Annotated in this window: 28 protein-coding genes, 7 tRNA genes and 1 other annotated feature; of the genes, 29 read left to right on the top strand and 6 right to left on the bottom strand. The window is 35.9% G+C overall.

The window, feature by feature from the left end; all coding sequences use genetic code 11:
- The first annotated feature begins 55 nt into the window (after window positions 1-55).
- From GX308_03875 to GX308_03850, 6 genes are all read left to right on the top strand, one after another.
- A tRNA-Asn gene (locus GX308_03875) sits at window positions 56-130 on the top strand.
- Window positions 131-135: 5 nt separating this feature from the next.
- Window positions 136-211: transfer RNA gene (locus GX308_03870), tRNA-Trp, on the top strand.
- A gap of 7 nt (window positions 212-218) precedes the next feature.
- Window positions 219-292 (top strand) — tRNA-Asp (locus tag GX308_03865).
- A gap of 14 nt (window positions 293-306) precedes the next feature.
- Window positions 307-382 (top strand) — tRNA-Val (locus GX308_03860).
- A gap of 16 nt (window positions 383-398) precedes the next feature.
- Window positions 399-472 (top strand) — tRNA-Met (locus tag GX308_03855).
- A gap of 115 nt (window positions 473-587) precedes the next feature.
- Entirely contained in the window at window positions 588-1,175 is a 588-nt protein-coding gene (locus tag GX308_03850) for an accessory gene regulator B family protein (protein ID NLK21219.1), read from the top strand.
- Window positions 1,176-1,203: 28 nt separating this feature from the next.
- Here the strand turns inward: GX308_03850 and GX308_03845 are convergent, their stop codons facing one another.
- The 5 genes from GX308_03845 to GX308_03825 form a co-directional block, all read right to left on the bottom strand.
- On the bottom strand, window positions 1,204-1,335 hold the full coding sequence (locus GX308_03845) for a cyclic lactone autoinducer peptide (GenBank protein ID NLK21218.1): 132 nt from the start codon (window positions 1,333-1,335) through the stop codon (window positions 1,204-1,206).
- Between the two features lie 13 nt (window positions 1,336-1,348).
- Window positions 1,349-1,768, bottom strand: coding sequence for a GHKL domain-containing protein (locus GX308_03840; GenBank protein ID NLK21217.1), 420 nt, complete (start codon window positions 1,766-1,768; stop codon window positions 1,349-1,351).
- Window positions 1,732-1,953 carry a hypothetical protein gene (locus GX308_03835; GenBank protein ID NLK21216.1) on the bottom strand — a complete coding sequence of 74 codons (222 nt, stop codon included), beginning with the start codon at window positions 1,951-1,953 and terminating at the stop codon, window positions 1,732-1,734. Before GX308_03835 ends, GX308_03840 begins: the two co-directional genes overlap by 37 nt.
- A complete protein-coding gene (locus GX308_03830; protein NLK21215.1) occupies window positions 1,925-2,650 on the bottom strand; it encodes a hypothetical protein in 726 nt (241 codons plus the stop codon). Before GX308_03830 ends, GX308_03835 begins: the two co-directional genes overlap by 29 nt.
- A gap of 327 nt (window positions 2,651-2,977) precedes the next feature.
- A complete protein-coding gene (locus GX308_03825; GenBank protein NLK21214.1) occupies window positions 2,978-3,571 on the bottom strand; it encodes a response regulator transcription factor in 594 nt (197 codons plus the stop codon).
- Window positions 3,572-3,693: 122 nt separating this feature from the next.
- Between GX308_03825 and GX308_03820 the strand changes: the two genes are divergently transcribed.
- From GX308_03820 to GX308_03785, 8 genes are all read left to right on the top strand, one after another.
- Entirely contained in the window at window positions 3,694-4,161 is a 468-nt protein-coding gene (locus GX308_03820; GenBank protein ID NLK21213.1) for a 2-C-methyl-D-erythritol 2,4-cyclodiphosphate synthase, read from the top strand.
- Window positions 4,162-4,232: 71 nt separating this feature from the next.
- The gene (locus GX308_03815) at window positions 4,233-4,622 is read left to right on the top strand and encodes a response regulator (GenBank protein NLK21212.1); all 390 of its coding nucleotides are present in this window, start codon (window positions 4,233-4,235) and stop codon (window positions 4,620-4,622) included.
- 19 nt (window positions 4,623-4,641) lie between these two features.
- Window positions 4,642-6,048 (top strand): HD domain-containing protein, encoded by a 1,407-nt coding sequence (locus tag GX308_03810; GenBank protein NLK21211.1) that lies wholly within the window; start codon window positions 4,642-4,644, stop codon window positions 6,046-6,048.
- A gap of 128 nt (window positions 6,049-6,176) precedes the next feature.
- The gene (locus GX308_03805; protein ID NLK21210.1) at window positions 6,177-7,640 is read left to right on the top strand and encodes a glutamate--tRNA ligase; all 1,464 of its coding nucleotides are present in this window, start codon (window positions 6,177-6,179) and stop codon (window positions 7,638-7,640) included.
- A gap of 9 nt (window positions 7,641-7,649) precedes the next feature.
- Window positions 7,650-7,863, top strand: a binding site (T-box leader).
- 46 nt (window positions 7,864-7,909) lie between these two features.
- Window positions 7,910-8,554 (top strand): serine O-acetyltransferase, encoded by a 645-nt coding sequence (gene cysE, locus GX308_03800; protein NLK21209.1) that lies wholly within the window; start codon window positions 7,910-7,912, stop codon window positions 8,552-8,554.
- 2 nt (window positions 8,555-8,556) lie between these two features.
- Window positions 8,557-9,954 carry a cysteine--tRNA ligase gene (locus GX308_03795; protein NLK21208.1) on the top strand — a complete coding sequence of 466 codons (1,398 nt, stop codon included), beginning with the start codon at window positions 8,557-8,559 and terminating at the stop codon, window positions 9,952-9,954.
- A 47-nt stretch (window positions 9,955-10,001) separates the two neighbouring features.
- Entirely contained in the window at window positions 10,002-10,418 is a 417-nt protein-coding gene (locus GX308_03790; protein ID NLK21207.1) for a ribonuclease III, read from the top strand.
- A gap of 16 nt (window positions 10,419-10,434) precedes the next feature.
- Window positions 10,435-12,048, top strand: coding sequence for a polysaccharide biosynthesis protein (locus GX308_03785; protein NLK21206.1), 1,614 nt, complete (start codon window positions 10,435-10,437; stop codon window positions 12,046-12,048).
- Here the strand turns inward: GX308_03785 and GX308_03780 are convergent.
- Window positions 12,032-12,670 (bottom strand): NAD-dependent protein deacylase, encoded by a 639-nt coding sequence (locus GX308_03780; GenBank protein ID NLK21205.1) that lies wholly within the window; start codon window positions 12,668-12,670, stop codon window positions 12,032-12,034. The genes GX308_03785 and GX308_03780 overlap by 17 nt on opposite strands.
- 69 nt (window positions 12,671-12,739) lie before the next feature.
- Between GX308_03780 and rlmB the strand changes: the two genes are divergently transcribed.
- From rlmB to GX308_03705, 15 genes are all read left to right on the top strand, one after another.
- Window positions 12,740-13,492, top strand: coding sequence for a 23S rRNA (guanosine(2251)-2'-O)-methyltransferase RlmB (gene rlmB / locus GX308_03775; GenBank protein ID NLK21204.1), 753 nt, complete (start codon window positions 12,740-12,742; stop codon window positions 13,490-13,492).
- Window positions 13,493-13,644: 152 nt separating this feature from the next.
- A complete protein-coding gene (sigH, locus tag GX308_03770; GenBank protein ID NLK21203.1) occupies window positions 13,645-14,280 on the top strand; it encodes an RNA polymerase sporulation sigma factor SigH in 636 nt (211 codons plus the stop codon).
- A 245-nt stretch (window positions 14,281-14,525) separates the two neighbouring features.
- A complete protein-coding gene (locus GX308_03765; GenBank protein ID NLK21202.1) occupies window positions 14,526-14,744 on the top strand; it encodes a hypothetical protein in 219 nt (72 codons plus the stop codon).
- Between the two features lie 8 nt (window positions 14,745-14,752).
- Window positions 14,753-14,825, top strand: a tRNA-Thr gene (locus GX308_03760).
- Between the two features lie 247 nt (window positions 14,826-15,072).
- Window positions 15,073-15,147, top strand: a tRNA-Pro gene (locus GX308_03755).
- A 56-nt stretch (window positions 15,148-15,203) separates the two neighbouring features.
- Complete coding sequence (locus GX308_03750; GenBank protein ID NLK21201.1) at window positions 15,204-15,377, top strand: hypothetical protein; 174 nt, start codon at window positions 15,204-15,206, stop codon at window positions 15,375-15,377.
- Window positions 15,378-15,429: 52 nt separating this feature from the next.
- A complete protein-coding gene (locus tag GX308_03745) occupies window positions 15,430-16,959 on the top strand; it encodes a SulP family inorganic anion transporter (protein NLK21200.1) in 1,530 nt (509 codons plus the stop codon).
- A gap of 15 nt (window positions 16,960-16,974) precedes the next feature.
- Window positions 16,975-17,529 carry a Na+/H+ antiporter subunit E gene (locus tag GX308_03740; GenBank protein NLK21199.1) on the top strand — a complete coding sequence of 185 codons (555 nt, stop codon included), beginning with the start codon at window positions 16,975-16,977 and terminating at the stop codon, window positions 17,527-17,529.
- Window positions 17,477-17,788: a hypothetical protein gene (locus tag GX308_03735; protein ID NLK21198.1), complete on the top strand. Its 312-nt coding sequence runs from the start codon at window positions 17,477-17,479 to the stop codon at window positions 17,786-17,788. Before GX308_03740 ends, GX308_03735 begins: the two co-directional genes overlap by 53 nt.
- The gene (locus GX308_03730) at window positions 17,781-18,092 is read left to right on the top strand and encodes a monovalent cation/H(+) antiporter subunit G (protein NLK21197.1); all 312 of its coding nucleotides are present in this window, start codon (window positions 17,781-17,783) and stop codon (window positions 18,090-18,092) included. Before GX308_03735 ends, GX308_03730 begins: the two co-directional genes overlap by 8 nt.
- Window positions 18,093-18,108: 16 nt before the next feature.
- Entirely contained in the window at window positions 18,109-18,348 is a 240-nt protein-coding gene (locus GX308_03725) for a DUF4040 domain-containing protein (protein NLK21196.1), read from the top strand.
- 2 nt (window positions 18,349-18,350) lie between these two features.
- Window positions 18,351-18,644 carry a hypothetical protein gene (locus GX308_03720; protein ID NLK21195.1) on the top strand — a complete coding sequence of 98 codons (294 nt, stop codon included), beginning with the start codon at window positions 18,351-18,353 and terminating at the stop codon, window positions 18,642-18,644.
- Window positions 18,644-19,069 (top strand): sodium:proton antiporter, encoded by a 426-nt coding sequence (locus GX308_03715; GenBank protein ID NLK21194.1) that lies wholly within the window; start codon window positions 18,644-18,646, stop codon window positions 19,067-19,069. The genes GX308_03720 and GX308_03715 overlap by 1 nt, the downstream gene beginning before the upstream one ends.
- Window positions 19,066-19,467, top strand: a complete 402-nt coding sequence (locus GX308_03710) for a cation:proton antiporter subunit C (GenBank protein NLK21193.1) — start codon at window positions 19,066-19,068, stop codon at window positions 19,465-19,467. The genes GX308_03715 and GX308_03710 overlap by 4 nt, the downstream gene beginning before the upstream one ends.
- On the top strand, window positions 19,445-20,941 hold the full coding sequence (locus GX308_03705) for a monovalent cation/H+ antiporter subunit D family protein (protein NLK21192.1): 1,497 nt from the start codon (window positions 19,445-19,447) through the stop codon (window positions 20,939-20,941). Before GX308_03710 ends, GX308_03705 begins: the two co-directional genes overlap by 23 nt.
- Window positions 20,942-20,946: the final 5 nt, after the last annotated feature.

Here is a 20,946-nt window from a genome sequence, read left to right as displayed (position 1 = left end):
TTTGGTTTTGAAGGTGTAGATTCTACTTTCAACTTTTAGCATTCAGCTTTAATATTCCTCGATAGCTCAGCGGTAGAGCATCCGGCTGTTAACCGGAGGGTCGTAGGTTCGAATCCTACTCGGGGAGCCATACATAGGGGCATAGTTCAGTTGGTAGAACGTCGGTCTCCAAAACCGAATGTCGTGGGTTCGAGTCCTGCTGCCCCTGCCAAATTAATGGCCCAGTGGCTCAGTTGGTTAGAGCGCCGGCCTGTCACGCCGGAGGTCGAGGGTTCGAGTCCCTTCTGGGTCGTTTATAATTATTTTGGGCGCATAGCTCAGCTGGGAGAGCACCTGCCTTACAAGCAGGGGGTCATAGGTTCGAGCCCTATTGCGCCCACCAAAATAAAACTAAATATGGCGGAGTAGCTCAGATGGCTAGAGCATACGGTTCATACCCGTAGTGTCGGCGGTTCGACTCCGTCCTCCGCTATTTTCAAAAGACCAGTAGGAATACTGGTCTTTTGATTGTGTTTTTTTATATTATATAGTATTATATACATATACTACAATATATTACATAAATCACTACTTTTGGAGGTGTTGTAATGATTGATAGATTGGCGGCAAGGATATCTTATCAGATGTATAAAAGTAAGCTTTACACCCATGAACAAATTAGGCAGATACAATATGGCTTACAATCTGTTATGAGCGAGGGGGTAAAATTATTCTTTATTGGTTTGTTATTATATTTTAGTGGATATCTATGGTATGGGATATTTGCCATACTTGTGTTTGGCTCCGTTAGGATATGGGCAGGGGGGTATCATGCAGATAGTTATTTTAAATGCTTCATAGTAAGTATGGGAATAATATATGCTACAGTATTTATGGGGCTATATATCCAAAATGATATATTCTTTTTAATTGAAGGGATCTTTGTATTTATAATAATATATATTTTTGCCCCAGCAGATCATAGAAATCAACCCATCATAAGTAGTAAAAGAAGGAAAAAAATTAAAAGGATAGCAATAGCTATGACTACTTTCTGGGTGATAGTTTTATATTTTATATCTTCCCCATGGAAATACATCGGAATGCATTCCATATTATTTGAGGCAATGATTATAATCTATATGATATTAATAGAACAGGAGCAAATAAGTATAGAATATAAAAATAACAGGTAGGATTACCTGTTATTTTTATATTAATATGTTACTTTTGTAAAGACTTCGGGCATTTAGGTTGTGAACAAATTATAAAGCATGCAGAAGTAGAAAATAATCCAGCAAAAACTAGAGAGGCACTTCCAATCCATTTTAAAGCTGTTAACATGTTCTTTTTCATATAACTCTCTCCTTTAAAATTTTTTTGGTAAAGTGATTTTGAAACTAGTTTCATGGGAGTCAGATTCCACTGTGATTATACCGCGGTGCTTCTCAATAATGTTTTTTACATTATATAAACCAAACCCCCTAGAATCTAAACTATTGGGTTTAGTAGAAAAGCCTTTATTAAAAAGTACTGTCATATCCTTGATAGGTTGATTATTATTTTCATTGCAAATATCTATGTATATATTATCTTCATCTCCAATAATCTCGATATATATATACCGATTTTCTTCGGGAAGATTTTCGGTAAATTCTATAGCATTATTGATAAGATTATTAAGGATAACAGATATTTCCGTAAGGGATAAACTTGTATCTGTAAATTTATCAGTTATATGTACATCTAGCTCTATATTTTTTGTTCGGCTATGGCTGTTTTTGTAAATAAAAGACCGGAAACAACTGGTTCATTGGTGGCCATAACCTTTGAAGTTCCTTGTATAGTTATATTCAGGTTTTCTATATACCTTTTAGCAGTTTCTAAACGGCTTAAGTCTTTTATCTGTACAAGGCCATATAGTACATTTATATGATTAATAAACTCATGTCTTTGGGATTTTAGGTGGTTCATTAGTTCTTTTATATATTCTATATATATTTTTTTGTTCTTCTAATTGAATTTCCTTCATTGCCATATAAACGATATATTGATTTAATTTATAAATGACAAATGAAAAAGATATAAAAGTAATAATCAGAAAAACGTACATTAAGCTCTGCAAAGAGCTAATAAGGCTACTAATAATAAGAGCAAATAGGGCAAATACACATATTATGAAAAAGAGAGAAGAAATTAATATACTGGTTTTTTTAGTAACAAAATATTTTTTGGGTAAAGTAAAATTCTTTTTATTTAATATAATAGCTACACCTAAAAAACAAACTTGTACAAAAAAGGTTAAATTCGTTCTAATATAGGTATTATTAATAATTTCGGTAATAGGAATCTTTATAATAGCTAAACATAACATGCTAATTGTAAAGTCTAGGCTAATAATAACTAATATAGAAATTAATGCACTTATTGTAGCTAAAATAAAATCTAACTCTAATACTAAAGAACTAATAAGTATTGATAAAATAATTAATACTAATCCATGGAGCTGAAAAGGAAAAAGTTTATCAATAACATAATAAATGCTTCCGTGTAAAATGGTAAGAAAAAAGAGCATGAACAGTGATATCTTGCCTTTTTTTCTTGCCAATGTAATAATAATGAGATATAATGCAAATCCCTCGAGAAACTGAAGTAGAAAAAAGCTTGCCATTTCTACACTCCTTACTTTTCTAGTTTTATTATACAGATAATAGTAAAAAAATGAAATATAGGTTTGATTAACGTTGACTATAATTTGATGAAAGTAATAAATATATAGGGTATTGTGTAAGAATTAGTATATTATTATATGATACCATAATAAGGTTTTGAATATAAAGAAAAAAGTTGGACTTTGTAAATTATAGATTATTAATAAACTTTTTAAAATCGGTTTTTTTCCTAACACTAAGTAGCGCCGTTTTATCATAGTTTATAAAAAATATATCGCTGGTGCTTTTTCTATTATAAGATATATAGTCAATATTTTTTGTATTTACTAAAAACTCTTATGGGTTAAATAGAAAATATCATTAAGGCTATTATACATGTTAATCAAAGTAGATACGCATTGATAAATACGGTGATGTGTATGTATAATGGAGAGGTATCCTTGTTGTTCAATAAATAGGATATTCTCTATGGGAATTACATATGTTTCGCTATTGTAGTGGGTGATAAGATTTTTTTCGTTTTTAGTTCTATCAAGATTAAAATCTTTTTGTTCTATTTTTTTAAGAATTTGTTTTATAGTATCTTGAAACCTTTCCTTATTGACTGGTTTTGTAATATAGTCATAACATCTGCAGTATGTTAGTAGTTCTAGGATATAATCCTTATGGGCTGTTACGAATACGATAAATGTATATGGGTATAGATCTCTTATTTCTTTGATAGTATCAATGCTTCTCATATTTTCTATAATGACATCAGTAATAATAATATCAAAGTTTCTGGTTTTCATTTGACTTAGGGTATCTTCGAAATCTCCAGACTCATAAATATCCACAGGAAGTTGGAGTTCATTTATAAAATCAACTAGGTTTCGGCGTTGCAATACACTATTATCATATATTAGTATTTTTGGAATCAAGGCAATCCCTCCTATAAATGGTACTAGATTTAACATATATTAAAGTATATAATAAATGTAAAAAAATCTCAACACCTGATATAAATTGTAGAAAAACAAAAATAATAGAAGGAGAGAATAGTATGAGAATTGGTATGGGTTATGATGTGCATAGATTAATAGAAGATAGGAAATTAATCATAGGTGGGGTTGAAATCACTTACGATAAGGGGCTTATGGGCCATTCTGATGCTGATGTTCTTACCCATGCCATAATGGATGCACTTCTAGGTGCAGCCTCAAAGGGAGATATTGGAAGACACTTTCCCGATACAATGGAACAATATAAGGATGCATCGAGTATTATGCTACTAGAACGGGTTAGGGAGATATTATCTAGGGATGGATTTTCTATTATAAATATCGATGCAACTATAATTGCACAAAAGCCTAAGATGGCTCCTTATATTGAAGATATGAGAAAGAATATCGCCCAGGCATTAGATATCAATATCAATCAAGTAAATATTAAGGCGACAACCGAAGAGGGTTTAGGATTTACGGGAGAAGGTAGAGGTATTTCCTCCCAAGCGATTTGCTTAATAGAATGAAATTGATTATACTTACCCATTGAAATAGAGCAGTTATGATGATAAAATAAATTTATTATTCCTCTAAATAAATGCCAAAGAGGAGGTTTAACATGACAGTATTGATTGTAGATGATGCTGCTTTTGTACGAACTGTTTTAAAAAACATGATACAGGGAATGGGCCATAAGGTAATTGGGGAAGCTTTTAATGGAGAAGATGCTATCAAAAAGGCAAAAGACCTTAAGCCACATGTGATTACTATGGATATAGTTATGCCCAAAATGGATGGGATTGAATCCGTAAAGGAGATATTAAAAGAACAGCCTGACACCTATATTTTGATGTGTACTGCCATGGGGCAAAAAAAGATGGTTATTAAAGCCATAATGGCAGGGGCTAAGGATTTTATTGTTAAACCGTTTGACCAGGGAAGATTAGAAGAGGCATTAATAAAATGTAAAAGACAACTAGATGTATAATTTAGAGGGGATTAAGCATATGCCAAGACGTGAAATGGATTGTCTTTTAGAAGAAGTACTTGCTATTAATAAATATTTAGAGGAAGAAATAAAAGAAAAAGGGATTTTGATAGAAGGTCATTATACGGGAGAGATGGATGTATTAAAAAGTGAATTCAACCGTGTTCTTTCTATGCTTTATGAAAGAGAAGTTCAATTAGAAGAAGATGAGATTGAAATTGATAAGTATTCAAGGCAATTAAAATCTAAGAACTCAGAACTTATTAATAGACAGTCTGAGTTAGAGGCTGCCCATTCTCAGCTTAAAGCATATACGGAAGAAATGGAAAGAATGAACATTGAATTAAACAGAAGAGTAGAAGAATTAAAGAATTTATTTCATTTTAGTCAAGAAGTAACTTCAAACTTTGATAAATATGAATTGCTTAGAATAGCTTTAAAAGATATCGTTCCTTTTATAAACAGTTCTTTTGGTGCAGTTTTCGTATCAAAGGAAAAAGGACTAAGATTGGTTGATACATATTACAGGGATTCAGCTACATTTTCTATCATTGAACCCCTTGCAAAAAGGATTATTAGTAGGGGTTATTTAAATTATGATATTTCTCTAGAGGATGTTCAAATCCATACAGATATAGAGAAAACACCTAAATTCTATAAAATATTAAAGGACAAATTGATAGAAAAATTTAAATCAATGGCTTTAGTTCCTGTGTTGGATAAAAATAAGCATATTGTGGCATTTATTGTTTTATTGGGAGAATATATTGATGAAAATGAAAAATATTTACTTAGCTGTTATTCTAATGTACTGTCTATAGCCCTAGAGAATGCCAAATTATACGATGATATCAATAAGATGTTTTTTGATACGGTTAAGGTTCTTGCTAATGCAATAGAAGTTAAAGATATGTACACGAAGGGACATATCGATAGGGTTACGGATTATTCTGTAGCAATAGCCAAAAAAATGAACTTTGAAAAAAAACAGCTAGAAAAAATAAAGATTGCAGCAGCCCTTCATGATATCGGTAAAATCGGAGTTCCAGATGAAATACTTAATAAACCAGCTAAACTATCTGAAGATGAGTTTAATGTTATTAAACTACATCCTTTAAAGGGATATGAAATCATTAAAGATATCCCTGCACTTAAAGATATTAGCGTTCATGTAAAACAGCATCATGAAAGAATTGATGGTAAAGGTTATCCTGAAGGTCTTAAAAAAGAAGAGATATCCTTAGAAGCCAAAATTATTTCTGTTGCGGATGCATTTGATGCTATGACATCGGATAGACCTTATCGTAAGGGGATGAACTTTAAAAAAGCAGCAGATATTTTATCAAATAATAAGGGAAGTCAATTTGATGAATATGTAGTCAATGTATTCTTAAATTATTTAGAGGAAAATGATAATATTATTTGATTAAGGGGTACAATAAAAGTATATTTTATTGTAAAATAACTAGTATAAGGACGCATTGAATGCGTTCTATTTTCTAGAATAAATAACAAATTTAATTTATTTGCAAAGGTTTAATAGGAGGCATTAAAATGCAAAAAATAGAAAAAGTCAGATTCGCACCGAGTCCTACGGGATATTTACACATAGGAGGCGCAAGAACAGCATTATTTAATTACCTACATGCGAAAAAAAATGGGGGCAAATTTCTTGTTAGGATAGAAGACACTGATCTTGCCCGTTCATCTAAAGAGTCAGAGGAGGTAATTATAAGAGATCTTCATTGGCTTGGGATTACCTGGGATGAGGGTATTGAGATTGGGGGGGAAAGTGGTCCCTATCGTTCTATGGAAAGGCTTAATTTATATGACAAATTTATTAAAAAGCTCATTGATGAAGGTAAGGCCTACTATTGTTATTGTACAGCAGAAGAAATAGAAGCAGAGAGGAAAGCCCAAAGAGAAAAAAATGAACTTCCAAGGTATACAGGTAAATGCAGAAATTTAACCCCGGAACAGGCAAAAGAATACGAAAAACAAGGGCGAAAACCTGTTATTAGGTTTAGGGTTCCAGAGGGACAAAAAATTATAGTTCATGATAAGGTTAGGGGAGACGTAGAATTTGAAAGTGACGGAGTAGGAGATTTTATAATAGTAAAATCAGATGGTGCCCCAGTATACAACTTTGCTGTGACCATAGACGATCACTTAATGGGTATTACTACCGTCATCAGAGGGGAAGAACATTTATCCAATACCCCAAGACAAATCTTAATTTATGAAGCCCTGGGATTTGAGGTCCCTAAATTTGCTCATGTTTCCTTAATACTTGGGGAAGATAGAAGTAAAATGAGTAAACGTCACGGCTCGACCCATGTAGACCAATATAGAAATAAGGGTTATCTACCGGAAGCAATCGTTAATTTCCTTGCCCTTCTTGGATGGTCCCCAGAGGGAGAAGAAGAAATATTCACTTTAGATGAATTAGAAAGGCTTTTTTCCCTAGGAAGGGTGACAAAAAACCCTGCTGTATTTGATATTAAGAAGCTAAATTATATTAACGGAAGATATATTAGAGAAATAGATATTAATAGAGTGACTGATTTAGCCATTCCATACTTTGTAAATGCAGGATTCATGACAGAAAAAGAGGCTAAGGATAATTATTCTTTAGTACAAAGGATGGTAAATGCTACAAGAGAAAAATTTGATTATCTAGAACAAATTACAGAACATGTCCGAGTGTTCTTTGAAGATGAAATAAAACCTGAAGATACTCAGGCAGAAGAAGTATTGAAGCTTGAACATGTAAAAGATATACTTTTATTATTTAAGGGAAAGGTAAATGCTGCACAGGAATTGACTTCAGATGAAGTTAAAGTTATATTAAAGTCTATTCAAAAAGAAACAGGTGTAAAAGGTAAGAATTTATTTATGCCTGTTAGAGTGGCTATAAGTGGTCAATGTCATGGGGCAGATATATATGAAGTTATATCCATACTTGGCAAGGATAAAGTTGCAAAAAGGATTGATTATACCATAGAAAATCTACCATAATTAAAAAAGTTAAATGCAATGATTGGAAGAGTAATTTATCTGCCTTTACAGAGAGAAATCCTAAAGCTGAGAAGGATTTTAAAGAAGTAGATAGATGAAGTGCATCCTTAAGCAAAATGGGTGAAATAAAGTAATTCATTTCGGTAGCATACCGTTATCATGCTTTAAGTTGAAGGCTTATGCTTTAAGCAGAGTGGAACCGCGGATAAACTTCGTCTCTGAGTTGGGATGAAGTTTTTTTGTGCAACGATATAGAAAGGAGAGTATAAATGGGATTTATTAGGGAAGAAATAAGCGTGATCAAAGAGAGGGACCCAGCAATTAAAAAAACCTTAGAAGTTTTTTTATATCCCAGTTTTTATTCAATTTTGTCCCATAGAATAGCCCATTGGTTCTATAAACATAAAAGGTACTTTATAGCAAGATGCATTTCACAATTAAATAGATGGCTAACTGGAATAGAAATTCATCCAGGGGCTAAGATAGGCAAAAGGTTATTTATAGATCACGGTATGGGGGTCGTAATCGGTGAGACCTGTGAAATAGGGGATAATGTTACTATATATCAAGGAGTTACCCTTGGGGGAACAGGAAAAGAAAAGGGAAAAAGACATCCGACCATTGGTAACAACGTAATGATTGGGGCGGGGGCTAAGGTATTGGGACCCTTTAAAATAGGTGATAATTCAAGGATAGGTTCAGGGACCGTAGTTTTAGGGGAAATACCTGAAAACTGTACCTGTGTAGGGATACCTGCTAGGATAGTAAAGAGGGATAATCAAAAGATAGATCCATGTAAGGCACTAGATCAAATTAAACTTCCGGATCCAGTACAAATGGAATTATGTAAACTACAATATCAAATAGAAGAACTGAAAAAAAGGATAGTAAAATTAGAAAAAGAGGGTGATTAATAATGAGGATATACAATACATTAACTAAGAAAAAGGAAGAATTTATTCCCCTAGAGCCGGGTAAAGTGAAGATGTATGTATGTGGACCTACGGTATATAACTATATACACATAGGTAATGCAAGACCTTATATTGTATTTGATACAGTAAGACGATATTTCGAATATAAAGGATACAAGGTAACCTATGTTCAAAATTTTACGGATGTAGATGATAAGATTATAAAAAAAGCCAATGAAGAAAACAAAACAACAGCAGAAATAGTGGATAAATATATTAAGGAAACACTAAAGGATGCAGATGCCCTTAATATAAAAAGAGCAACTGTACACCCAAGAGTCACTGAGGAAATGACAGAAATTATAGCAATGATTGAAACCCTAATAGAAAAAGGCTTTGCCTATGTGGTAGAGGGTACGGTTTATTTTTATACCCATGCCTTTAAGTCTTATGGAAAATTATCTAATAAGAATCAGGAGGATTTAGAAGCTGGTGCTAGGATAGAAATAAATGAAGATAAAAAACATCCTATGGATTTTGTATTATGGAAACCCAAAAAAGAAGGGGAACCTTCTTGGAATAGTCCCTGGGGTGATGGCCGTCCAGGTTGGCATATCGAATGCTCTGCCATGGCAAAGAAATATCTAGGTGATACAATAGATATTCATGCAGGGGGGGAAGACTTGGTTTTTCCCCATCACGAAAATGAAATAGCTCAAAGCGAATCCACTAATGGTAAACCTTTTGCGAAATATTGGATGCATAATGGATTTATTAATATAGACAATAAAAAGATGTCAAAATCTAAAGGGAATTTCTTTACCTTAAGAGAAGTTGCAGGGGAATTCCCCCATGAAGTTATTAGATTTTTTATGCTTAATGCCCATTATAGGAGCCCTATTAATTTTAGTAGGGAACTTATGCAATCGGCTCAAAATGGATTAGAAAGAATAAAAAATGCCATATTGAATTTAGAACATTTGATATCCCATAATAGTAGGGAAGAAATAACTGAGGATGAGGAAAGATTATCAAGGGATTTAAAGCTATTTGACGAAAAATTTGAAGAGGCAATGGAAGATGATTTTAACACAGCATATGCAGTGGCATCAATCTTTGAATTGGTTAAGCTTTCTAATACCCACGTAACTAACCAATCCTCTAAGGAATTTGCCAAGATAGTTAAAAATAAAATCCTTAATTTATGTAGTATCTTAGGGATATTAGAAAAACAAGGGGATAATTTATTAGATAGTGAAATAGAAAGTTTAATCCAAAAGCGCCAGGAGGCTAGAAAAGCAAAGGATTGGGATTTAGCAGATGAAATTCGTAATGATTTAAAGAAAAAAGGTATTACCCTAGAAGATACTCCCCAGGGTGTTAAGTGGAAAAGGGCATAGAAATGGAGATAAACATGGAAAATGAGGCTGGTATAAATAAACTTCTTATGTCTGTTAATCGTTCATTTGGAGTAAAAAATGCCAACCCAAGGGAATATTCCCCCTTGGTTTTGGCATATATAGGAGATGCAGTATTCGAAATCTTTATCAGAACAGGGGTTGTTGCAGAGGGGAATGCCCCTGTAAATAAGCTTCATAAAAAAGCAAAGGAATATGTGAATGCCTCTGCTCAAGCAGCCATATACAACGTAATAAAACCCCATCTCACGGAAGAAGAAGAGGCAGTATTTAGAAGGGGAAGAAATGCAAAATCCTCTACAGTCCCTAAAAATGCTAACTTATTGGATTATAAATATGCCACAGGACTAGAAGCTCTTTGTGGATATTTGTATTTGGATGGGCAAATAGACAGGCTTGGGGAATTAATAAGTCTAGGAATAAAAAGCAAAAGTAAAGTTCAATAGAGTTGGAGGTTACAACATGTCAGAACACGGTAAAAAGTTTTTAAGGGGGGCACTAATCCTATCGATAGGAGGAATAATTGCAAAAATATTAAGTGCATTTTTTAGAATCCCATTGACCCATCTAATTGGGGATGTAGGTCTTGGATATTATCAACTGCCCTATCCGATTTATACATTGATGGTTGCTATTTCCTATGTGGGAATTCCATCTACAGTATCTAAAATAATATCAGGAAAAATAGTCCATAAAAAATACTATGAGGCCCATAAAGTATTTCAGTATACTTTACTACTTTTGCTAATAATAAGTGGGGTAGTTTCGATATTTATGTTTTTTGGAGCTGATTTGCTCATTAAGAGTCAAGGATGGGTCCAAGATGCTAAGTATTCATTATGGGGTCTTGCCCTTAGTCCAATATTTATCGGGATTATGGGGGTGTTTAGGGGTTACTTCCAGGGAATGCAGGATATGTTTCCAACAGCTGCCTCGCAAATTGCCGAAAGTTCTGCAAGAACTATCATTGGGCTGGGAGCAGCATATCTTTTTATGAAATTTGGATATGGGGTTGCGGTAGCAGCTGGTGGGGCAGCCTTTGGAGGAGTAGCTGGTGGGTTAGCCGGAACGATTATTCTAATAATGCTGTATTCGAAGAAAAGGAAAGAAATCTTGCAGAATGTAGAAAAAACAAGAGATAAAAATGTTGAACTATCCTTTTTTGAAGTGTCAAAAAGTGTTATTCTTATTACCTTTCCTATTTCCATCGGAGCATCCATTCTCTCTGTGATGAACTGGGTAGACTCCGCCTTAGTTGTTAGAAGGTTAATAGATGCAGGCAAAACTAGCCTTGAGGCAGTAGATTTATTTGGACAAATGGGAAAGGCATCTACTTTTATAAGTATTCCTTTGGCTCTAGCTATGGCTTTGGTAGTAGGATTGGTTCCAGCTACAGCAGAGGCAGTAGAAAAAAATAACAAGAAGGAACTTCAAGATAAAATAGAACTGGGAACGAGATTCGCCCTTCTTTTGGGGCTTCCTTCAGCAGCAGGGCTATATGTGTTGGCACAGCCAGTAATGAGTTTAATATATGGAAAAAATAATGCCGGAGCAGGTGTATTGGCTGTAATGAGTATAAGTTTAGTGTTTGTAATGTTAGGGCAGACCCTGACAGGAATTCTACAAGGAATGGGACATTTTTATCTGCCAGTAATCAATTTGGTTATCGCAGCTATAGGAAAGGGAATAGTAAATTATATATTGGTCCCAGGACCTTTGGGAATCAATGGAGCTGCTATTGGCACAATCATAGGATATGCTATTTTTGCCCTCCTAAACTACCTAGCGGTAAGAAAATACGGGGATTTTAAATTAAATATTGTTCATGTTATATTAAAACCTACAGTAGCCTCCATAGTTATGACTGGAATTACATTTGTTTTCTATAAATTGCTAAGCAGTTTTGTTGGAAATAGCATTTCGACTTTAGGGGCCGTATTAGTTGGGATTGTGGTCTATGGAGGGGTGCTTATTGCGATAGGAGCTATAGGAGAGGAAGACTTTAATATAATGCCCAAGGGAATGAAAATAGCAGCCATCTTAAAGAAACTAAAGTTACTTAGAAGTCAAGAATAATATGTGCATTTTCATTTATTAAGATAGGTTTTATATTGTGACGAATAGAAAACTGGGGTAGCATATTGGCGGGAAAAGCCTTTAAGCTTGTTCCGATAATAAGGGCTAAATCAGCCTTTTTAAACTCCAAGACTGCCCTATTCCAATAATGAATCTGCTCTTCATAAAGAACTATATCGGGTTTTAAAATACTTGAGCAACTGTGACAAACTGGAAGCATACTATAATATGCTAAATCAAAAGGAAAGTACAAGCTGCACTTTTCACAGATTAGATAATTTAAGTTTCCATGGATTTCTAGAACATTCCTACTTCCAGCTTTTTGATGAAGGCCATCTATATTTTGTGTTATTACTAGAACACCATATTTTGAAAGTGTAACATGGGCAGCATTCGGGATACAGTCCTTCCAACGAAGAATCTCCCGGTAAAAACTATAGAACAGTTCAGGATGTCTTAGGAAAAAAGATTTCTCCATAATCTTTTTAATGGGAATACCACAAAACTCCTTAGATAGGGTGGGAAGGCTACTTGCTACACTAATACCAGCACCGGTTAAGGCTATGGGATAATGGCTTTTTAGTATCTGCTCTTTAATAAAACTAGAATCAAAGACACTCATAATAAAACACCCTTTGCAACAAAATAAGTACTACTAAATTATTATGTGCAAAAAGAAAGGAGTTTTTTCATGAAATCTCAGGAAGAAAATAATTTGCACCTAGAAGGAAGAAATGTTGTTATAGAGGCCCTAAAATCAGAAAGGGATATTGATAAAATATTAGTTCAACAAGGGAGCAACGAAGGATCCATTAAAAAAATCATAGCTGAGGCAAGGGATAGAAGAATCGTTGTTCAGACTGTTGCTAAGGCTAAACTAGATGAATTATCAGAAACCAAAAGACATCAAGGAGTTATTGCCTTTGTATCAGCCCATAATTATGTAGCAGTAGAAGATATCCTGGAGAATGCCAGAAGTAGGGGTGAAAAACCATTTATCCTTGTGTTAGATGGAATCACCGATCCATATAATTTAGGGGCAATTATACGAACTGCCAATATATCGGGTGCCCATGGAGTAATCATTCCAAAGAGAAGAGCTGTAGGACTTAGTGCTGTGGTTGCTAAGGCATCCGCAGGAGCCATAGCACATATTCCCATAGCAAAAGTCACAAACATTCCACGTACCATAGAAGAACTCAAACAGGAAGGAATATGGGTTGCCTGTGCTGATATGGACGGGAGCCCGATGTATGCAACCGACTTAAAGGGGGCTATAGCCCTAGTAATAGGTAATGAAGGGGAAGGGGTAAGTAGATTAGTAAAAGAAAAATGTGACTTTATAGTACAAATTCCCATGTTCGGACAAATAACTTCCCTAAATGCCTCTGTAGCAGCGGGAGTATTGATGTATGAAGTAGTGAGACAAAATCATTTTGCATAATCATGCCCCACCCTGTGATTTTAAATTGGGAACAAAGGAATATGGATAAAAATTACAAATCAACTTAACAAATCACTTTTATTATGATATACTTACAATTGAAAGATAGACTACAAACGAAGATGGCATATAAGAAATTAGGGGGCGGTTGAATGAATTTAAATGCGGGTAAAAATATCAGAATATTATCTTATGACCAATTAGAAGACGAAGAGATAATATACCTAATCCGAGGCGGGGATACAATTGCCATGGATTATCTGATTAATAAATATAAAAACTTTGTTCGTGCAAAATCAAGAACCTACTTCCTAATCGGGGCAGATAGAGAAGATATCATTCAAGAAGGTATGATAGGACTATACAAGGCCATAAGAGACTATCAGGAAGAAAAGATTTCATCCTTTCGTGCCTTTGCAGAATTATGCATAACCCGCCAAATTATTACTGCTATAAAGGCAGCTACTCGCCAAAAACATATGCCACTTAATTCGTACATATCCCTTCATAAGCCTATATTTGATGAAGAAAGCGAACGGATAACCTTAATGGATGTTATCGTGGGTGGAAAAGTTGCAAATCCAGAAGAACTTTTAATTAGTCAAGAGAATTTATCTGTCATCGAACAACGTATGGGAGAAGTATTGAGTAATTTAGAATGTCAAGTGCTATCTTTTTATCTCCAGGGAAAGGCTTATTATGAAATAGCAAATAAAATGGGTAGGGATATCAAATCCATCGATAATGCTCTACAAAGGGTGAAGAAGAAACTAGAAAAACTACTATAACCGGACATGGGGATAGGTTCCTTGTCTGGTATAGGATATATGGGATAAGTTATATAAGCAATAAAGAAAAAGTATCAGTATTTACATGCTGGTATTTTTTTATGAACAATAACATTTGTAATATTTTTTAATAAATCTTGTGCTATAATGGTTAAATTAGAAAACCACGTAAGAGGGTGGTGTGGGGGCCTCCTGAGGGCGTAGAGGTAGTAAAACTACATCATATGCCGAAAGGAGGTGTTATGATGGATTTGCCAATGATGACAATAGTCTTTAGACTATTAATGGTCTTTGGATTATTAATATACTTAGTGTATTTAGCGAAAAAAGATATTTTTGTATCATCTACAAAATTAAAAAAAGTTGAAAAAATTTCTAATAAAAAAGTCCGAAAAAAGCCTTCAAAATGCTTGACGAAAGGTACAAAGCATGATAATATATGTAATCGTTGGGCAAGAATTTGATAAGATATGCTGCTATGGCTCAGTAGGTAGAGTGTCGCCTTGGTAAGGCGGAGGTCACGGGTTCGAATCCCGTTAGCAGCTTCAGTAAAGCCAAGGCTTCTAGCATTTTATTAGAGGTCTTTTTTTGTTTTTCTAAACTAAGATAGAAGATTTATGATAAAAAAGATAAAATATATGTTTTTTTATTGAGGCAAGTCCAGTTTTAAATGCAGTTTGTTGTGATATCTAAAGTAATTCCTGTAAATTTTTAAAAATGTTTGTATCCTAGCAAATATTGTGTATAATGAAATTGTATAATTTAATGGTTAAAGGAATGTAGAAAGATTACCGGGATGTGGCTCAGCTTGGCTAGAGCGCTTGGTTCGGGACCAAGAGGTCGCAGGTTCGAATCCTGTCATCCCGATTACTTTTTATTCCTATAGGGCCCCTTTATCTCTTGACTTAAGTAGGGTATATGCTATGATGGGAGTACAGGAAATTAAAATAATAAATAACGTCATCTCCGAATTCCATATTAGAAACGGGGGACCCATAATTGGGGTGAATCCTGATTATCAGGTAGGGCGACTTGGGTGCCCGAATCCGTCAGCTAACCTCGTAGGAGTAATCCAAGCGTTGAGTTTTAGTCTATAAGACTTTGCCTGCGCTTTTTTTGCATGTTCATAATTCTAATGGGGGGAGCATTTTGAAAAATTTATGGAATCGTATAAAAAATGACGTAGTAGGAGGGGTCACGGCGGCAGTTGTAGCCCTTCCCCTTGCATTGGCCTTCGGAATCGCCAGCGGAGCAGGGGCTGTGGCGGGGTTATATGCATCTATTTTCGGTGGCCTGATTGCAGCTATATTTGGAGGCTGCGGGGTGCAAATTACCGGTCCTACTGGTGCAATGATGGCAGTTTTGGTTAGTATTGTTGGTCAGTATGGGGTTGGCGGTATGCTACTTGCCGGTGCTTTGGCGGGATTAATGCAGATATTTTTAGGCTTATTTCGCTTAGGGGGATTTGTTAAGTATTTACCCCGCCCAGTGATTGCAGGATTTACAAATGGGGTATCTATATTATTTTTTATGACGGCTATCGGTGATGCTAGAGCAGCAATTTCAATAACCATCATTACCACTATTGTAATTATATTTTCATTACGTTTTTTAGAGAGAGTACCAGAATCTTTATTTGGTCTTGTAGCAGGTTCGATTGCTAATGAACTTTTTATTCATAGCCCTCATATTGTAGGGGAGCTTCCTTTTAGTATACCCAAATTAGCAATCGGTATCATGCCTTTTGGTGAAATTGCCCATCTGATTATGCCTGCATTAACGATTTGTCTTCTAGGCAGCATCTCGGCCCTGCTATCAGCAGAGGTTACAGATGGAATGATTGGTGTTCAGCATAATAGCAATAGGGAACTGATTGGGCAAGGCCTAGGTAATATTGCTTCTACTTTAATTGGCGGCATACCTGTATCGGGGGCCGTTGCCCGTTCGGGGGTTAATGTCCATAGTGGAGGGCGCACCAAGCTTTCAAGTATATTACATTCTGTTTTTCTTTTATTGATGATTTTAGTTTTTAGTCCCTTCGTTAAGAGGATACCGCTGGCATCTTTGGCAGCTATTTTGATGGTTGCTTCGATCAGAACTGCAGATTGGAAGAGTTTAAGGTTGATTCCACGTGCAAGTTGGACCTACGGAACGATTATGACGATTACCACCATATTGACTGTGATGAAAGATTTAACTATTGCTGTAGCCATAGGGGTTGCCTTGGCGGGTGTCGTGGTATTGATAGAACTGGCTACCCTACCCTATAAGAAGGTATTTGGGAAAAAGAAAGAGATAGATTCTCTTATCTCCATTCGGCCCGACATTGAAGTAATTGCCTTTCATGGGCCTTTGTTTTTTGTAGGGGTAGAAAATATGAGAAAACAAGTAAAGAAAGGGATTGAAAAAGCTATTTTAGTATTGGACCTTTCAGATGTACCAGTTATAGATGAAACTGCAGCGTTGGCCCTTCAGGATTTCGTTAACCGGTTGCAAAAGGAAGGCAGGAGCATATATATAGGAGGCCTTAATAGGAAACCCCTCCGAATGTTGATAAGAATGGGTGTAGTAGAAAGCCTAGGAAAATTAAAGGTTTGCAAGAATTTAGGCACTGCTGTGCAAAGGGCATCTAGAGAAGAAGTTCGAGATAGTCAAAACAAACAGGTGCTTGTCTCTTAAAAGAGGAGGGATATTATGTGGAAACGAACATTTATTTTCTTTGTCTTAATGCTGCTTTTTAGTATGATGATTTCTGCAGAGTTTGATATACAGCATATTTTTGCCAGTATGATTATTACCTTAATTGTTGTTTGGTTTTGGAGGGATCTTAATCCAAGGCTGCCTATTATACTTTCCTTAAAGGAACTGGCACTTCTTGGGCGTTGTCTTATATTCTTAGTAGGTTATATTATCGAATCTAATGTTCTTGTAGCTAAAACTTTGTTATTTTCTAATCCGGCGGTAAGTCCTGTATTTGTAGTGATGCAGCCTCATATTAAAAGTAATTGGGGAAGAATACTACTTGCCACCTGTATTACTATTACCCCAGGCACGGTAACTATCGATATTGATCCTGAAACCGGCAGGTTTATTGTTCATGCCCTTACAAAAGAAAATGCGATGGGCCTACCCCATTGGAGGATGATTGATGAGATTAGAAAATTGGAGATAGGAATACAAAAAAGGAGGGAGAAGTATGCAGTGGATACTAGCAGGGCTCATGATGCTGATTCTTCTGGTACTTTGTAGGGGTATTATAGGCCCTACGGCCATGGATCGTCTTATTGCTATCAATGCAATTACCAGTAAAGTATGTATGATTATCTTATTAATGGCTTTTTTTAGAAAAGAGTATGGATTTATTGATGTTGCCTTTGTCTTTATGCTATGCGGATTTGTAGGTAGCCTTTGGATACTTAGGGTATTTACCCCAGGGGATTGGCAGCTTAGGATATCGGGGCTTAAGGGCTTTGAAGGTGACGGAGAGGAAGTGTCTTCCGATGATTAGATTAATAGTAGCTATTTGTTTTATAGGTTCTTTTATAGCCTTTGGACTAGGAACCCTTGGATTGTTTAAATTTCCGGATCCCTATACTCGTATTCATTCAGTGGGAATTGGTGATACCCTAGGGGTGGGACTTATAGGGGTAGGGCTTTTCTTGCTTAGTCCTAACTGGATTTTGCGAATAAAATTAGGGGTTATTTTATTGCTATTTTGGATAATCAATCCTACAATGACCCATCTAGTAGCAAAAGCAGGTCTGATACATGGTATAAAACCTGTAAAGGACACAAAACTGAGGAAGGGGTGAGCATATGGAGTTTATAATTACAGATTATTGGATTATGGTTCTACTGCTCATCCTAGTGATGGCGTCTTTGGCTATGTATTTTATTAGAGATCTTTTGCATGCGGTTATCATTTATGGTGCATACAGTTTGGTTATGGTTCTTATATGGCTACAGATGAATACTCCTGATCTTGCTGTCACGGAGGCTGCTGCAGGAATTTGTATGACCGTCCTGATGATGGTGGTTGTTTTTCGCACCGGCCGAAAGGAGGAGTAATATTGAAAATAAGAAACTTGTTGATTTTAATTATAGTTTTACTAGGAACCTATGGTGTTTTAATAGCGGTGGCGGAATTGCCACCTTATGGGATGCCAGATAACCCTGTGCATAATCAGGTTTCTAAGCGTTATATTAACGAGGCCTTAGAAGATACTGGAGTTCCTAATATGGTGACTGCTATTGTGCTTGATTATAGGGCATACGATACGATGTTCGAGACAATTGTACTTTTTACAGCAGCTCTTGCTGTGGTTATTACTTTAAAATCCTATAAAGCAAGGGGGAATGATTAATGAAGGATTTTATTTTAAAAAGAGTAACTGCTATAATTTTCCCTCTTATGTGTATATATGGGATTTATGTAATTCTCCATGGCCATATTTCCCCCGGGGGTTCCTTTGCAGGGGGAATTATAGTGGGGCTTAGTTTTATCGCATATTCTACAATTTATGGCATGGAAAAAGGCCGTGCTAAGCTTCCTGAAAAGGTTCTGATTTGGACAGAGAGTTATGGTACCCTATGGTACGGTATCATGGGAATGGTAGGAATTATCAGAGGGGTCCCCTTTTTGGCGAATAAGCTGGGGGGATTTGATTTAGGTGTGCCGGGAACCCTTTCTTCTGGAGGGCTTATTTCTCTCCTTGGCCTAGGTGTTGGTATTAGGGTAGCCAGTACCATGGTAACTTTGTTTTTTACAATGAAGGAGGAGGAAATATGAGGACATTTCTCGAAAAACTAATCATCAATTATCCATATACCTTTGCGGTTGTTTTGTTTATTATTGGAGTACTTACTGTTCTGACTCGGGACAATTTGTTTAAAAAATTGATTGGAATAAATATTATGGAAAGTTCTATTTTTATTATGTTTATTGCCGGGGGTAATATTAGAGGAGGGGCTGTGCCAATTCTTGATGGAAATCAGCCTAGTCCCGTATATATTAATCCTCTCCCATCAGCATTAATGTTGACGGGTATAGTTGTTAGTGTCAGTGTAACAGCCTTTGCTTTGGCACTTATTATTCGGTTACATCAATCTTATGGAACTACAAATGCTCGGAAAATAGCGAAGATGAGAAATGAGGTGTTAGGGGATGGCGGAAACAGTGACAGCTAATTTGCCGGTATTTGTTATTATCGCTCCTTTATTTATTGCATTCATTCTACCAACCCTTGCTAAACGAATGCGGTTAGTGGAAGGCTTGGTTATTTTTATCGAGGTCTTAATGCTTATAGGTGCAGGATATTTGGCATCTATAGTTTTTTTACAAAAAGAGGGAATTCCGATAATATACCGTTTAGGGGGTTGGGAAGCACCCTGGGGTATAGAACTTAAGGCAGGTAATCTAGGGGTTTTTTTCCTATTGGTTGTAGCTGGGGTTAGTTTGCCTATTGCATTATTTGCTAAGGATAACCTTACAAAAGAGGTAGGGGCTAAGGAACGGGTGGCTAGGTTTTATGTGCTCTTTTTATTATTATGTGGTACCCTAGCTGGGATGGCTCTAACGAATGACCTTTTTAATGTTTTCGTTTTAGTAGAAGTAGCTACCCTAAGCTGTTGTGGCTTAGTAAGTTCGCGGAATCACCCTAGGGCTGCTGAGGCTGCTTTTACGTATTTGATACTGGCGACTCTCGGTTCTGCTTTGGTATTAGGGGGGATTGGTTTTATATATATTATTACCGGTAATCTTAATATGGGATTTGCCTCTTCGGAATTGGCGACTATTTGGCAGAATAATCCCCATGTGGTATGGATGGCAGCTAGTTTTTTATTAGTAGGTTTTGGGGTGAAATCAGCCCTTTTTCCACTGCATGTTTGGCTACCAGATGCCCATTCATCAGCCCCTTCACCGGCTAGTGCTATTTTGTCCGGACTTGCCGTAAAGGGCTATTTAATCTGTCTTTTAAAAATCCTATATACCGTATTTGGGCCCACTTTATTAAAAAGTTTTGCCATAGATAAGATGTTAGTTCTGACAGGAACGGTTGCCATTATAGCCGGTTCCATATCGGCTCTTAAACAGGAAGAATTAAAACGTAGGCTTGCCTTTTCTACGGTGGCCCAGATGGGATATATTTTTCTTGGTTTAGGCCTTGTAAATACTAGGGGATTAACAGGTACATTGTTTTACTTGGCCAGTCATGCAGTGATAAAATCGACCTTGTTTTTGGCAGCAGGGGCTATGATTGCTGCTACAGGCAAGAAAAATATTAATGAATTAGCCGGCATTGGCAGAAAAATGCCGATAACAGCGACAGCCTTTACCATTGGTAGTTTAGGTCTAATAGGTATACCCCTATTTTCTGGCTTCATTGGAAAATGGAATCTACTCCTTGGAGGTTTGGAGGCAGGGACCATTCTTCCTATTATCGTGATTATTGCAGGAAGTATCTTTTGTGCTGCTTATCTCCTTCCGGTTATTAGGATTGCCTATTTTGAGCAGGCACCACAAAAAGATTGGAAAGATCCCGGATTAGCACAAAAAACCGCCCTTATTTTATTATCGGCAGCAGTTATTATTTTAGGAGTTATACCGGGACCTTTACTAGAATTAGCCAATAGGGCAGCTGCCGAATTATTGACGCTTTAATAGGG

The organism is Candidatus Epulonipiscium sp., from assembly GCA_012519205.1.
Classification (GTDB): Bacteria; Bacillota; Clostridia; order Lachnospirales; family Defluviitaleaceae; genus JAAYQR01.
The sequence above is the reverse complement of the archived record's forward strand: the minus strand, read 5'-3'. Positions and strand labels throughout refer to the sequence as shown.

What these genes read in the sequence shown, in the direction of transcription:
- GX308_03850 (NLK21219.1), top strand. Translation starts at nt 588, where the DNA reads ATGATTGATAGATTGGCGGCAAGGATATCTTATCAGATGTATAAAAGT.
- GX308_03845 (NLK21218.1), bottom strand. Translation starts at nt 1,335, where the DNA reads ATGAAAAAGAACATGTTAACAGCTTTAAAATGGATTGGAAGTGCCTCT.
- GX308_03835 (NLK21216.1), bottom strand. Translation starts at nt 1,953, where the DNA reads ATGAACCACCTAAAATCCCAAAGACATGAGTTTATTAATCATATAAAT.
- GX308_03830 (NLK21215.1), bottom strand. Translation starts at nt 2,650, where the DNA reads ATGGCAAGCTTTTTTCTACTTCAGTTTCTCGAGGGATTTGCATTATAT.
- GX308_03820 (NLK21213.1), top strand. Translation starts at nt 3,694, where the DNA reads ATGAGAATTGGTATGGGTTATGATGTGCATAGATTAATAGAAGATAGG.
- GX308_03815 (NLK21212.1), top strand. Translation starts at nt 4,233, where the DNA reads ATGCCAAAGAGGAGGTTTAACATGACAGTATTGATTGTAGATGATGCT.
- GX308_03810 (NLK21211.1), top strand. Translation starts at nt 4,642, where the DNA reads ATGCCAAGACGTGAAATGGATTGTCTTTTAGAAGAAGTACTTGCTATT.
- GX308_03805 (NLK21210.1), top strand. Translation starts at nt 6,177, where the DNA reads ATGCAAAAAATAGAAAAAGTCAGATTCGCACCGAGTCCTACGGGATAT.
- cysE (NLK21209.1), top strand. Translation starts at nt 7,910, where the DNA reads ATGGGATTTATTAGGGAAGAAATAAGCGTGATCAAAGAGAGGGACCCA.
- GX308_03795 (NLK21208.1), top strand. Translation starts at nt 8,557, where the DNA reads ATGAGGATATACAATACATTAACTAAGAAAAAGGAAGAATTTATTCCC.
- GX308_03790 (NLK21207.1), top strand. Translation starts at nt 10,002, where the DNA reads ATGTCTGTTAATCGTTCATTTGGAGTAAAAAATGCCAACCCAAGGGAA.
- GX308_03785 (NLK21206.1), top strand. Translation starts at nt 10,435, where the DNA reads ATGTCAGAACACGGTAAAAAGTTTTTAAGGGGGGCACTAATCCTATCG.
- GX308_03780 (NLK21205.1), bottom strand. Translation starts at nt 12,670, where the DNA reads ATGAGTGTCTTTGATTCTAGTTTTATTAAAGAGCAGATACTAAAAAGC.
- rlmB (NLK21204.1), top strand. Translation starts at nt 12,740, where the DNA reads ATGAAATCTCAGGAAGAAAATAATTTGCACCTAGAAGGAAGAAATGTT.
- sigH (NLK21203.1), top strand. Translation starts at nt 13,645, where the DNA reads ATGAATTTAAATGCGGGTAAAAATATCAGAATATTATCTTATGACCAA.
- GX308_03765 (NLK21202.1), top strand. Translation starts at nt 14,526, where the DNA reads ATGGATTTGCCAATGATGACAATAGTCTTTAGACTATTAATGGTCTTT.
- GX308_03750 (NLK21201.1), top strand. Translation starts at nt 15,204, where the DNA reads ATGATGGGAGTACAGGAAATTAAAATAATAAATAACGTCATCTCCGAA.
- GX308_03740 (NLK21199.1), top strand. Translation starts at nt 16,975, where the DNA reads ATGTGGAAACGAACATTTATTTTCTTTGTCTTAATGCTGCTTTTTAGT.
- GX308_03735 (NLK21198.1), top strand. Translation starts at nt 17,477, where the DNA reads ATGCAGTGGATACTAGCAGGGCTCATGATGCTGATTCTTCTGGTACTT.
- GX308_03730 (NLK21197.1), top strand. Translation starts at nt 17,781, where the DNA reads ATGATTAGATTAATAGTAGCTATTTGTTTTATAGGTTCTTTTATAGCC.
- GX308_03715 (NLK21194.1), top strand. Translation starts at nt 18,644, where the DNA reads ATGAAGGATTTTATTTTAAAAAGAGTAACTGCTATAATTTTCCCTCTT.
- GX308_03710 (NLK21193.1), top strand. Translation starts at nt 19,066, where the DNA reads ATGAGGACATTTCTCGAAAAACTAATCATCAATTATCCATATACCTTT.
- GX308_03705 (NLK21192.1), top strand. Translation starts at nt 19,445, where the DNA reads ATGGCGGAAACAGTGACAGCTAATTTGCCGGTATTTGTTATTATCGCT.